This window comes from Herbidospora sakaeratensis (assembly GCF_001570525.1).
Classification (GTDB): Bacteria; Actinomycetota; Actinomycetes; order Streptosporangiales; family Streptosporangiaceae; genus Herbidospora; species Herbidospora sakaeratensis.
In genome coordinates this window covers 925,822-938,565 of sequence record NZ_BBXC01000007.1, presented here as the reverse complement: position 1 = coordinate 938,565, position 12,744 = coordinate 925,822, and the positions used below count along the sequence as shown (strand labels likewise).

The following is a 12,744-nucleotide window of genomic DNA, read 5'->3' as shown; positions in this document are numbered from 1 at the left end:
CCCCGGACGGGACGAGGTTGTCGGGCCGCCAGCGCACGGTGTCCCCGGAGAGCACCGGCGCGGGCGGCGCGGCCCGCCCTGCGGCGAATACGGCCGGGATCCGCCACGCCCACCGCGGGCGCCGCAGGGCGGCCTCGGCCCGCGCCCCGTCGGGGCGGGCGCGCAGCGCGGCGAGGGCCCCGCTCGCGGGCAGCAGCAGCGAGTCGCCCCCGTCGGCGGCCGGCCGGACCGCGAACAGGCAGACCAGGTCCTCGGGGTCGGGGTGGTACTGCGCGTCGGTGTGCAGCGGAACCGGTCCGCCGCGCTGGGAGAACGTGCCGCCGGGTGGCCGCGGCCGGACCTCCCAGACGGCACGGCCGCCGTCGCGGGCCGAGGGCCGGCCGAACAGGGCGGCGAAACGGAGCGCCTGGGCGTGGGTGGGCACGTCCCAGGCGCCCCGTACGACCGCCCATCCCCGCGTGGCCAGTCCGTCCGCCGCATGGGTCTTTTCGGATGCCCGCATCGCACGTCTCCTGGTCCGCCGGTGAGTGGTGCCTCCAGAGAAGCGGCATCCTTGGTGCGGTGGCCGGTCGCGAAGCGGGCGAGGTCAGGGCGTTTACGGGTTGACCCTTGCAAGAGTCAGCTCATCTCACTAGGGTTCGCCCAACCTTAGTGAGATATATTCGCGAGTAATGAGCTCATATAGGGGGAACCAAGCGGTGCTAGCCCAGGAGCGAAGGCTGGCCGCGATCGCCGCGGCGTCCGCCGCCGCCTTCCGGCACAGCGACTACCACCAGGTACGCGCGGAGGACGTCGCCGAGCGGGTCCGGTTGCCCCGGGGCGGCGAGAAGGACACCGGCCGCTCGGCCGTGTGGCTCTACAACGAGGTCCGCAGCCGCCGCGTCCTGGTCGCGCTCGCCGCCAAACACGCCTTCGACGAGTTCACCAGCGGCGAGAACGCCCCCGAGCCGGTCGCCTCGATGCTCGGCGCGGCCGAGTCGGTGGCCGCCGCGCTGCGTCGCATCGCCCGCTTCCACCAGGTCGAACGTTTCCTGCTGGCCCAGGTCCGGCTGGGCATCGGCGACATCTCGACCTCCGAGAAGCGCCCCTCGGCCGCGCAGACCCCGCCCGTCTGGCTCACCGGCACCTACGGCTCGGCCGCCGCCGCGGGCTGGGAGGGCCGCGTGACGGCGTACGCCGAATATCTCGCCCCCCGCCTCGACCAGGCCGCCCGCGCGGTCGCGGTGCCGCCCGAGAACTGGGCGAAGACCAGCGCCGAGCGCCTGTCGGAGCTGGCCTTCCGGGCCATGTCCGACGACGCCGACGCCCCCGCCGACCGGCAGGCCGAGGGCCTGGCCGCCTACTGGCTGGCCCGCGACCTGATCCCGCTGACCGGCGAGTGGGCCGACCGCCTCCACGCCGCCGAGCGCACCGCCGAACTGGTCGAGAAGATCGGCCCCAACGGCCGGTCGCGCGCCAACGCCCTGGTCGTGGTCTTCCAGGTGCTCCTCGACAGCAGCCCGCTGCTGGCCCGCGCCGCCGAGGTCGGGGCCGAACTGATCCCGCTGCTGACCGGCTCCCCCGCCGACGGCGTGACCCTGTGCGACGTGACCTCGCGGCGCGGCCTGGCCCTGCTGCGGCTGGGCGACCTCGCCGCCGCCCGTGGCTGTTTCGAGGAGTCGCGGCGCATCGCCGAGAAACTGCCCGACTCGGCCGACCCGGCGTCGCTGATCGCCCGCGCCGAGCACAACCTGGCCGAACTGCTCGTCGACGAGGGCCAGGCCGAGAAGGGCCGCGCGATCCTCGCCGACGTGGCCGGCCGCCGCGGCGCCGGGGTGCCGAAGGCCGGCGCCGGCCCGGCCTGGCGCCGCCACACCCTGACCCGGCAGGCCCTGGCGCGGGCCACCACGAGGGCGGGCCGCGTCGCCGAGGGCGTCAGCCTCGCCGAGGCCACCCTGGCCGACCGCGAAGACCGCCTCGGCCAGGACAACGTGAACACCGCCTCGGCCCGCGTCACCCTCGCCGAGGCCCTGCTGGCCGCCGCCCATCCCGCCCAGGCCCGCCACCATCTGACCGAGGCGATGCGCCTGCGGTCCCTCTACCTCCCGGGCGAGGGCTACTGGCCCCAGTACGACCTGGTCCGCCTCGCCGAGATCGAACTGCACGCCGGCTTCCCGGCCCAGGCGGTCCGCCTGCTCGACGACGCGACCGTGACCACCACCTGGTTCGCCGAACGTGTCTCCCCCCGCCTCCACGAGGAGGCCGTGCTGATCCGCTCGCTGGGCCTGACCGCCTCCGGCGAGGCCCTGACGGCCCTGTCCGACCTGGCCGAACTCCCCCAGACCAAGGCGGTCGTGCGCGCCCAGGCGTCCGCCCGCCTGGCCGTGGGCGACCCGGCGTCGGCCGCCCGCGCCCTCGACGCCCTCGCCCCCGGCGACGCCGCCCCCGAACAGGCCGAGACCCTGCTCGCCCGCGCCCGCGTCGCCGCCGCCCAGGGCCGCGAGGCCGCCGCCGAGGAGGCGTGCCAGGCGGTTCTGGCCCTGGCCGGCGTCCAGCTCGACGCCACCCACCCAACGGTGCTTGGCGCCCGCCTGGGCCTCGCCCTGCAGCGCGTGCGCTCCGACAGGGCCGCCGAAGTGGGCGATCTGCTCGCTCCCCTGCTCGACCGCAGGCCCCTCGCCCACGGCAAGCCGGCCCTGGGTGACGGGCATCCGCTGCTGGCAGAGGCCATGGCCCTGGCGGCCCGCGCGGGTTCCCCGCCGGCCCGCGCGCCGGAGGACCAGCTGTGGGAGAACTTCTAGTTCGAGTCAGCTCTTGGTGTCCTAGTTGACCTGAGTAAAGCCACTCGATCAGATCGCGCGGCAGGCGGAATACTGCCGACCGTGGAATCCGCCTCTCTCATCTCGCCGACCCCCGCGTTGCCGATCGCACTGGTCCTGATGGTCGCCGGCGGCGCCGCCGTGGCGGCCCTGGGTGGGCTGGGGCACGGGTGGGCGGTGGTGCGGGCCTGCGCGCGGGCCGTGGTGCAGCTCGGGGCAGTGTCGCTGGTCATCGCCTGGGTGGTCGCGAACGGCTTCGCCGTCGCGGGGTTCATCCTGGTCATGTACGTCTTCGCGACCCACACCGCCGCCCGCCGGATCGGCACCTACTGGGCCGCCCTGCCGATCGCGGCGGGCAGCGCCCCGGTCCTCGTGATCCTCACCGGCACCGGCGTGGTGTCCCTCGACGGCATCGTGATCATCCCGGTCGCGGGCATCGTCTTCGGCGGCTGCCTGATCGCCACCGGCCTGGCCGGGCGGCGGGCCGCCGACGAGCTGACGACCCGTCACGGCGAGGTGGAGGCGGCCATGGCGCTGGGCTTCACGTCCCGGGAGGCCCGGCTGGAGATCTGCCGCCCCGCCGCCGCCCAGGCGCTGGTGCCGGCCCTCGACCAGACCCGGACGGTCGGGCTGGTCACCCTCCCGGGCGCGTTCGTCGGCATGCTCCTCGGCGGTGCGGGCCCGATCGAGGCCGGGATCGTGCAGCTGGTCGTCCTGGTGGCGCTGCTGTCGGCGGAGGCCCTCGCCGTCGTGCTGACCGTCGAACTGGCCGCCAGAGGACGGCTGATCAGGCCGTAAATTTCTGCCCCATATCGTGATATGTCCCGAATTCGGGATCTTCAGAGCGGGCACGCCCAACCCGAACCGAAGGGGGTACGCAAGTGATCAAGAAGCTGCACCGTATGGGTCTCAGGTCCAGTCACATGTACACCGCCGCCATCGCGTCGGTCGGGCTGTCCTTCTGCACCTGGATGATCTCCAGGCAGGTGGAGGACGCCGGTCTCGACCGGGCCGACCGCTGGGGGATCTTCATCGGCCAGTGGGCGCCCACGCTCATGGCCATGGGCGTGGCGCTCCGCGTCGAGGAGACCCACATGACCGACGACGACATGCGGAAGATGGACTCCGACATGGAGATGGGCTCCCGCACCTCGGGCAGCTCCCGGGTTCACGCGCCCGCCAGGTAGGAGACCACTGGGACCGCCCCGGCACCGCATCCGACCGGGGCGGTCTCAGGCTCTCGACACCAGGTAGGGCACCAGTTCGCCCACGCCCCGGACCACCTGCAGGCTCTCGGCCCGCAGCCCGAACCGGGGGTGGTCCTCCAGTTCCCCCGCTATCGCGGGATCGGCCAGCACGCCGCCCGCCGGAGCCAGTGACGTCAACCGGGACGCCAGGTTGACCGTGGTGCCGAAGACGTCGCCCATGCGGCCGATGACCGGACCGATCGCCAGTCCCACCCGCAGCTGCGGCATGCCCTTGACCCGGGCGTGCGCGCCGATCAGCGAGAGGGCGATGTCGGCGGCGCGGGCGGCCGAGTCGCTCACCCAGAGCACCGAGTCGCCCAGGGTCTTGATCATGCGGCCGCCCGAGGAGGCCACGATGTCGGCCGAGCGGCTCTCGAAGCGTTCGACCAGGCGGGCCAGTTCGGTCTCGGAGATCTGGCGGCTCAGCCGGGTGAAGCCCACCAGGTCGGCGAAGCCGACGGCCAGGCGGGCCGAGGCGGTCTCCTGGTCGACGATGCGGCCGGCGGAGGCGGCGAGATGGCGGCGCCAGGCGTACACGAGAAGGCGTTCCAGGTCGGGCACGACGCGGTCGGCGCGGCGCTGCCACGCGTGGCTGCGCCGGGACAGCGGGACCCCGGCCAAATCGAGGGTCTCGGCGCCGAGCTCGGCCTGCGACTCGGCGAGGCGGGCGGAGGCCCGGCCGAGGGAGCGGGCCATGAGCATGATGTGCTCGTCATCGTAGGTGCCGTCGGCGAGCAGGCCCATGAGGGTGCGCAGCGCCTCGACGTCGGCGTCGGTGAACTCGATCGCGTCGTCGGCGACGTTGGCGAAGCCCAGGGCGCGCCAGAAGCGGCGGGCCCGGTGGAAGGGCACGCCCGCCAGTTCGGCGACCTGGTGACTGGTGTAGCGACGCTGCTGCCGGAGGAAGGCCTCCGTCAGCCCGTCGACTCGCGGGTCGTCAAGCGTCATGCGGAAACCGTTCTGCGACCCAAATCGGAGAACGCACGATACCCGCGCTTTCGGTGGGGGAAAAGTCTTGCCACCAGCCACTTTATCCGGCTATTTCCCCAAATGCTCAGCCTTTGCGGGCCACGCCCCCGTACTGGTAGACCTCCATGTCCCGATAGTCGGTCAGCGGGTCGGGCCGCCACTGCGGCAGCGACACCACTCCAGGCTCCAGCAGGTCGAGACCGTCGAAGAAGCGGGTGAGGTTCTCGGGCGAGCGCAAGACCAGCGGCGCGCCGCCCCGGGCGTGCCAGAGGTCGACGGCCCGCTGCATGCCCACGCTCGGCATGCTGCTGGCGATGGCCACGTAGCTGCCCGGCGACAGGGCGTCGATCAGGGTGTGCACCGTGTCGAGCGCCAGGGTGTCGTCGGTGACGAACTCGATCACCCCCATCAGCATCAGCCCGACCGGCCGGGAGAAGTCGAGGGTCTCCGAGGCGGCCTGGAGAAGCGGGTCGGGATGGCGCAGGTCGGCGTCGAGGTAGTCGGTGGCCCCCTCGGACGTGCTCTCCAGGAGGGCGCGCGCGTGGATGAGGACGATGGGGTCGTTGTCGACGTACACGATCCGGGCGGCCGGGTTGATCTTCTGGGCCACCACATGGGTGTTCCCGGCGTTCGGGATGCCGGTGCCGACGTCGAGGAACTGGTCGACGCCGATCTCGCCGGCGAGCATGCCGACGACCCGGCCGATGAACTGCCGTTCGGACCGGGCGTTGATCGGCAGGTCGGGCATGACCTCGACGATCTGGGCGGCGACCTCGCGGTCGGACGCGAAGTTGTCGGTGCCGCCGAGCCAGTAGTCCCAGACCCGTGCCGGATGAGGTGTCGAGGTGTCGAGGCGCTGCCGAGGTATTCCGGCCATCTCGCTCCTTCCCCTCCAGCCAACATAGCCTTCCCGCCCTCCCGGCACGGCGAAGCGGAGCCCGTGATCTGGTCACGAACCCCGCCACGCCGGGAAAACGGGGCTTACCGCCGAGGCAGCAGCCGGACGGCCGAGGTGCCCAGGCCCGACGGCAGCAGCACCAGCCGGGGCGGCGGCGCGACCGACTCGGCGCGCAACCGGAGCAGCTCGGGCTCGGTGTAGCGGGCGCAGCGGCGGTGCCACTCCATGATCCCGGCCATCCAGTCCTTGAGCATGGCGGCGTGGCGCTCCAGCACCCGGCTCACCTCGGGATCGCCGATCATGGCGAGCATGGCCGGGAGCCCGTTGGCCAGGATGTGCTCGAACTGGCGCATGCGCTCGTTCATCAGGTCGACCACGATCGCGCGGGCGGTGACCCGGTCGACGTCGAGGAAGTTCTCCACGACCAGGACCATGTTGTGCAGCTCCCCCTCGAACTCGATCTCCTTCTGGTAGGAGAACAGGTCGTTGGTGAAGCAGCCGTAGTCCTGCGCCGCGGTCTCCAGCTCCCGCATGACCCTCGACTGGTAGATCTCGTCGTCGACCACCTCGGCCGCCGCCAGCCGGGCGAGACTGGCCGTCAGGTCGGACCCGAAGGTCCGGCGGCGCATCTCGATGTAGTCGACGGGATCGGGGATCCGCCCGGCGGCCTGGTTGTCGAGCTCCCACACCCAGCTGTCGAGCATGTCCTCGACCGCGACCCGGAACCCGGCCCGCGCCCGCTCAGGCAGTCCTCCGGCGGTACGCCGCCACAGGTCGGCCAGCCCCCGCTCCATCGGTCCGGCGGACGCCGGCGCGGCGGACGGCAGCGCGGCGGACGGCAGCGCGGCGGACGGCAGCGCGGCGGACGGCAGCGCGGCAGATGGCGGCCCGGCAGATGGCGGCCCGGCGGACGGCAGCCCGGCGAACGGCAGCCCGGCAGATGGTGGCCCGGCGAACGGCAGCCTGGCAGGCGACGGCGCGGCGAGCGACGGCGCGGTAGGCAACGGTTCGGCAGGCAACGGTTCGGCAGGCGACGGCGTGGCGGATGGCGGTGCGGCGAGCGGCGGCGCCGCCTCCGCCATGATCGCCTTGAGCCGCGCGGTCAGCGCCCTGGCCCCGGCGAGGTCGCGGGTGGCGCCGAAGGTCACGGGGTAGTAGTCGTCGCCGTAGGTGCCCCAGGTCAGCCAGTCGGTGGTCAGGCAGACCTGTTCCGGGGTGCCGTCGGCGTCGATCATGGCGGCGCAGTGGGCCAGGTCGATGCCCCGGAAGCGGCGTTCGTCCCAGATCGTCCCGTCGAGCAGGCCGGTCTCGCGCGCCCAGGCCACCGCGTGGCGGCGGGCCGCCTCGAGGTGGGGGCTCATGCGCATCGGATAGGGCAGGTGCGACTCCGGCACGGGCTGCGGCCCGACCCGCTCGAACGGCACGTGGGAGTGTTGCCTGGCGCGTTTCTCCAGGCCGATGCGCAGGGTCGACGTACCGAGACCATGAGGCTTCTGGATCTTGCCGGAGACCATGCCCTCGTTCATGTAGCGGCTCGACCGCATGTGCCACTCGTGACCGCCCGACTGCCAGTCCTGCAGGCCCTTGACGTAGCGGCCGACGGCGGCCTGCTCGTGGGGCGGCACGGCGCGTTCGGCCAGCAGCGCCGGGACCTCGGTCAGCGCGGTCGTCTCGAACTGCTGCAACCGGGAGGTCAGCAGATCGTTGACCCGCTCGGCGGCCTCCTGCGTGGTGACGCCGAGGAACTTCTCCAGCACCAGCACGGCGTTGGAGTTCTCCCCCTCCTCGGCCACCTCGCGCTGGTAGGAGAACAGATCGTTGCGCAGGTGGACGGCGTCGGAGAAGGTGTCGGACAACACCCGCAGCGGCCGCGTCGCCGCCAGCCCGCCGGGCACCTCGGCCCCCGCGGCGAACTCGACCAGGTTGGCCGACCAGGGCGCGCCCCCGACGCGGCGGCGCATCTGGACGTACTCGATCGGGTTGGCGATCCGCCCCCGGTCGATGTTCTCCAGCTCCCACATCGACTCGACCATCAGGTTGTGGGTCGACACGACGAACCGCTCCCGCCAGTCGGCCGACATGTGCGGAACCGTGCGCTCCCACAGGTCGCGAAGCCCGGCCTCGGCCGGGTTCTCCGGCTCGGGCGGGCTGTCGCCCATGAACAGCTCCAGCCGGTCGAGGTAGCGCTGCGCGCCGGCGAAGTCGCGGGAGTGCTTGAACAACTCCAGGAAGTGGTCGTCGAAGAAGAACACCCACACGTACCAGTCGGTGACCAGGTCGAGCGCGGGGCCGTCACAGTCGGGGTGGGTGTACGCGCACATGAGCGCGTAGTCCATGCGGTCGAGCTCCTCGGCGGTCCACACGACCCCGCCCCCCGGCTTGGGCGCGTCGAGCATGCCCATCTCCTTCGCCCACGCCATGGTGTGGGTGCGGGAACGTTCCAGATGGGGGTTGAGGCGGGCGGGGTATGGCACGTAGAACTCGGGCATGGTGAAGGCCTTCAAAGAGGCTCCTCTCCTCGAACGGTACTCGCCGTGACGACCCTGGCACTTTCCGTGGGATCACCGCAAGACCCGAAGATCTCACCCTTCCGCCGGACCTTCCGCTCAAATCGTGGTCTGCCCGCTGTGGTGGGCGGGGCCGCCGACAACCCTGGGGCGGTCGGCGTGGCCCACTCGCCGGAGAGGTCGAACCGCAGATGTGCTGGGCCCTCGAAGAGGTCGAGCCACCCAGGTGGGCCCAGGACGGATCGTCCGAGACGCCGGACCGGAGCCCCTCGGGGTGGGCCGGTCGCGGGGACCGGCCCACCCGCGCGGTCATTCCGCGAGTTGTTTCGCCAGGGATCTGGCCTCCATGTTCACCCGGCTGGAGCCCTTCCGGGCCGCCAGTTCGGCCAGGCCCGGCACCTTCCCCTTCGCCCCGCACACCCGGGCCGCCTTGACCGCCACGCCCAGCAGGTCGCCCAGCCCCGAGCGGGGTTTGGCGCCCTCGTCCGGCAGCAGGCCGGGCAGGGCGATCGACAGCACCTCCCAGACGGCCGCGTGAGCCCCCGCGTCGGCCGACTGGCCGAGGACCTCGGTGATGCGGTTGAGCTTCAGGATGTCGCCCGTCACCAGGCGGCGGATCGCGTCGCCGACGCCCTCGGCCGGGAAGTCGGGGCGGCCCGCCAGGGCCAGGAACGCCTCGCCGGCCGCCGAGCGCTGGACGGCCCGCTGGTGGCCCATCGCGGCGACGACCGTCGCGGCGACGACGGGGCCGACCGGGCCGGGGGCCACGGCGAGCGGGATGACGGCCTCGCCGGCGGGGTCGCTCTGCTCGGCCCAGGCGCAGATCCAGCGGAGCAAGAAGGCCGCGGTGGCCTCCGGGTGGCCGGGCAGGGTGCCGACCCAGATGTCGCGGGGCTGGATCCAGTAGTCGTAGTCGTCGTCGGGCGACAGGGTGACCAGGGCGTCGATGTGGTCGGGCAGGCGCCGGCCCGGGTCCATCGTGACGACCGGCCTGCGGTCGATCCAGCCGTGGCGGTTAATGGCCTTGACGGTCCACTCGACGATCGGGTCGGGCAGGCCGCCGTCGCGGACCCATTCGGCCAGCATGCGGCCCCCGTGGCCGCCGATCTTCTCGGCGCGGTCGGCGACCGAGGCGTCGACCTCGCGCGGCAGGCGGAGCAGGGCCTGGGTGAGGTCGGCGGGGAGCGGCTCGCGGTCGCCGAGGGCCTCGAGGCGGGCCAGCAGGGTCTCGGGGTCGACGAGGTGACCCGGGAGCGTCGGGGTGGCGAGCAGGCAGGGACGGGTCTCCCCCTGCGCGGCCATGTGCACGATCTCGGTGACGCGCTGCCGGAACAGGCGGGCGTGCGGCGTGCGGCGGCTGCGGTGGGGGTCGCGGGGCGGCAGCGCCATCTCCTTGATGCGCTGGAGGAACGACGGGTTCAGCCCGAGCAGCTTGCGGGCCCGGGCGAGGAAGGCCTCGTCGGCGTGGTCGCCGATCAGGGCCGCGGCCCAGAACAGCAACCAGCCCGAATTGTCGGGCACATGGCCGATGTTCCGGAAGAACTCCCAGGCCGTGGGCTCGAAGTCGGCCTTGAGGTCGGCGGCCATGGCGTCGCGGTCGTGGTGGCTCAGCTCCACCAGAGCGGCCATGATGCGCTCGGAGGCGTCCGGGTCGTCGGAGCGCTGGACGTCCTTCAGCTCGATCACGAGTTCTGGCACGGTGCGGATCGGCGGCGGCAGCGGCGGCGCGCTCACCAGGGGGACGCCGGTGAACACCTCTTCCTCAGCCGGGTCGGTCACGCCGAACGCGGCGGCCAGCGGCTCCCGTTCGTCGGCCGACAACCGGGCGGCCGCGTCGGCGACGGCCGCGCGGGCGGTGTCGCCCACGGCGCCGAGCTTGACGGCGAGCCGGATCGCGCGGGCGCGGGTCGCGGGGGTCTCGGCGGAGAAGACGTCGGCCAGGGCGAGCAGCGCGCCCTCGGCCCTGACGGGGTCGGCCTTGGTGACCTTGAACGTCTCGGAGATCCACTTGAGCGCGGCGGCGATGTGCTTCTTCTCGGCCCGCAGCGCCAGGGCGCCGACGGCCTCGCCGAACAGATCGGCGTCGAGGCGGCCGGCCAGGTCGAGCGCGCGCAGTTCCTCGACGGCGAGGTCGGCGACGTTGGCGGGCGAGGCGGGCAGGCAGCGGACCAGGTCGCGGGCGGGCATCTCGTCGAGGCCCGGCTCGAACCGGCGGCGCAGCTCCACGAACATGACGAGGTTCCGGAGGTCGCCGCCGATCAGGAAGCGGCCGATCGTGCCGTCGAGGATCATGGACCGGTCGAACCGGCCCTTCTTCGTCTCGGCGAGCAGCCGATCGATGAACTTCGTGGTGGCCGGGCTCTCCCAGCTGTTGCGGAAGGGCGCCGACGCCCCCTCGGTGTCGAACAGGCGCGGCACCATCGTCTCGGCGATGGGGTCGTTCTTCAGGTCGCCCGTGACGAACGCGTGCCACGCCCAGCAGACGACGAACGCGTCGCCCTCGGGTTCGGCGCCGGTCTCGAGCAGCATCGTGCGGGCCAGCGCGAATCCGGGCGGGCCGCCGTCGGCGCGCCGCCACGTCCAGTTCGCCTCGCGGGGCGCGCGCAGCGCGGCCGTCAGCCGCCGCGCCAGGTCGGCGCGCCAGTCGAGTGGACGTCCGCGCAGCGCGCCGGCGATGACCGTCGCGTCGGCCCACGGGTCGTCGGGTTCACGCAGCTCGCGCCGGTTGAGCCAGGTGGCGACCTGACCGGCGCCGCCGTGGCAGAGGGCGCCCGCGAGCCGCAGCCCGGTGACCTCGTGGCGGTGGTCGGTCGCGAACCGCCACTCGCCGAACAGTCGCAGCCGGGCGGTCAGCTCGGCCAGGAGTTCCTTGCGCCCGGCGGCGTCGAGCGCCTCGATCGCGGCGGGGATGAAGGCGTGCCTGCTCTGCCCGATCAGCCCGATGACGGAGGTCATGCCGTCACCTCGACCAGGGACGCGACCTTCTGGGCGGCCAGCACGTGTTTGCACGGCCCTCGCGACCCTCGGTAGTCGATCCACCAGGGACAGGTGCAGGTGGGCGCGGAGCCGGGGGTCAGCCGGACGGTGCGTTCGTTCACCTGGGCCACGCCGGGCCCGGTGAACCGCACGGCCCCCCGCTCGACCAGGTCGAGCGCCGACTTCAGGCGGGGGTTCATGGCCAGGACGCGGCCGGCGTCGTAGGGCAGCTCGCGGTGGAAGTGGGCGGCCTCGGCGACGTCGTAGCCGACGCGGCCGCCGGTGCCCAGGCGGGTGAGGGCGGCGCCGACGCGGGCGCGGGTCAGGCCCGACTGCTCGGCGAGCAGGTCGGCGTCGAGGCGGGGCTCGAACCGCAGCAGCATGCCGACCAGGTCGGCGTCGTCGGCGACGGTGTCGCCGCTCAGGTCGTCGAGGACGGCCCCCTCGCCGGAGAATCCTCGCCGCAGCTCGGGCGACAGGGTGAGCGTGAACCGCATGCCGGGCAGCTCCAGTTCCCACGCGGACGCCATGGGCAGGGTGCCCTCGACGACGGGGCCGTAGACGCGCAGCCCGGTCGCGAACCGCAGCAGCGGCGCGAGCACGGCCAGCCGCTCGGGCCCGGCCAGGCAGACCGCCCCGGGCGCGGGACGCGCGGTCAGCCGCAGCGACCGCCCGGCGGGCACCGCCCACAACACGCCGCGCTTGGGCAGGTCGCGCACGAACTTCACGGCCTCGGCCCGGCCCAGCGAGGCGCGCAGGTCGAACCGGGAGGCGATCACCTGGACCTCGGCGAAGCCGCGTAACCAGCGCTCGGGCAGCGGCACCTTCTTCTCCACCACCGCGCCGTCGAGGGTGGTGGCGACCACCTCGTCGTCGCCCACGGCCAGGTGGAGGGGGTCGGTGCCGCCGACGCGGGCCAGCGCCTTGCGCAGCGGCACGTTGACGTCGACGTTGGTGGTGCCGACCTCGACCACGTCGCCGTCGAGGGCCTGCTGCAGCACGTCGAGCCGCGCGTAGACGCCGCCGCACGCGGAGAACGACTCGAACCGCAGCCGGTCGCCGTTGCACGTCACCACCGGGTCGCGCATGAACGTCACGGCGCGCATCTCGTAGTAGCGGGTCTTGGCGACGTCGGCCAGGCCGATCAGGGCGGCCGCGGCGGGGGCGGCGTTGGTCAGCACGCCGCTGAAGAAATGGGGCCGGGCGACCAGGCCGGAAGGGGTGAACCCGCCGGAGGTGGACAGGCCCAGGAGGCCGGCGGCGAAATCGAGTTCGGAGGCTCGCGAATATGAGTACGCGATCTGCGCGTCAGACATGGCCGGGACTCTAACGGCGTCGACCGACATTCC

The 12,744-nt window shown here is 73.1% G+C and carries 9 protein-coding genes; 3 read left to right on the top strand and 6 right to left on the bottom strand.

What is annotated here, in order from left to right:
* On the bottom strand, nt 1-502 hold a 502-nt coding region (locus AW271_RS03810; protein ID WP_174553063.1), incomplete at its 3' end, for a TauD/TfdA family dioxygenase.
* A 196-nt stretch (nt 503-698) separates the two neighbouring features.
* Here AW271_RS03810 and AW271_RS03805 point away from each other — a divergent pair.
* From AW271_RS03805 to AW271_RS03795, 3 genes are all read left to right on the top strand, one after another.
* The gene (locus AW271_RS03805; protein ID WP_062331726.1) at nt 699-2,780 is read left to right on the top strand and encodes a hypothetical protein; all 2,082 of its coding nucleotides are present in this window, start codon (nt 699-701) and stop codon (nt 2,778-2,780) included.
* 81 nt (nt 2,781-2,861) lie between these two features.
* A complete protein-coding gene (locus tag AW271_RS03800) occupies nt 2,862-3,596 on the top strand; it encodes an ABC transporter permease (RefSeq protein WP_245652912.1) in 735 nt (244 codons plus the stop codon).
* 125 nt (nt 3,597-3,721) lie between these two features.
* Complete coding sequence (locus AW271_RS03795; RefSeq protein ID WP_245652911.1) at nt 3,722-3,985, top strand: hypothetical protein; 264 nt, start codon at nt 3,722-3,724, stop codon at nt 3,983-3,985.
* Nucleotides 3,986-4,030: 45 nt separating this feature from the next.
* Here the strand turns inward: AW271_RS03795 and AW271_RS03790 are convergent, their stop codons facing one another.
* The 5 genes from AW271_RS03790 to AW271_RS03770 all read right to left on the bottom strand — a co-directional run bounded on the left by AW271_RS03790 (nt 4,031) and on the right by AW271_RS03770 (nt 12,711).
* Nucleotides 4,031-4,993 (bottom strand): adenylate/guanylate cyclase domain-containing protein, encoded by a 963-nt coding sequence (locus AW271_RS03790; protein ID WP_062331712.1) that lies wholly within the window; start codon nt 4,991-4,993, stop codon nt 4,031-4,033.
* Nucleotides 4,994-5,099: 106 nt separating this feature from the next.
* A complete protein-coding gene (locus AW271_RS03785) occupies nt 5,100-5,891 on the bottom strand; it encodes an SAM-dependent methyltransferase (protein ID WP_062331710.1) in 792 nt (263 codons plus the stop codon).
* 104 nt (nt 5,892-5,995) lie between these two features.
* Nucleotides 5,996-8,416: a terpene synthase family protein gene (locus AW271_RS41355; RefSeq protein ID WP_218007929.1), complete on the bottom strand. Its 2,421-nt coding sequence runs from the start codon at nt 8,414-8,416 to the stop codon at nt 5,996-5,998.
* 312 nt (nt 8,417-8,728) lie between these two features.
* Nucleotides 8,729-11,374, bottom strand: a complete 2,646-nt coding sequence (locus tag AW271_RS03775) for a DUF7824 domain-containing protein (protein WP_062331708.1) — start codon at nt 11,372-11,374, stop codon at nt 8,729-8,731.
* Nucleotides 11,371-12,711: an SWIM zinc finger family protein gene (locus AW271_RS03770; protein WP_062331705.1), complete on the bottom strand. Its 1,341-nt coding sequence runs from the start codon at nt 12,709-12,711 to the stop codon at nt 11,371-11,373. The genes AW271_RS03775 and AW271_RS03770 overlap by 4 nt, the downstream gene beginning before the upstream one ends.
* Nucleotides 12,712-12,744 lie beyond the last annotated feature (33 nt).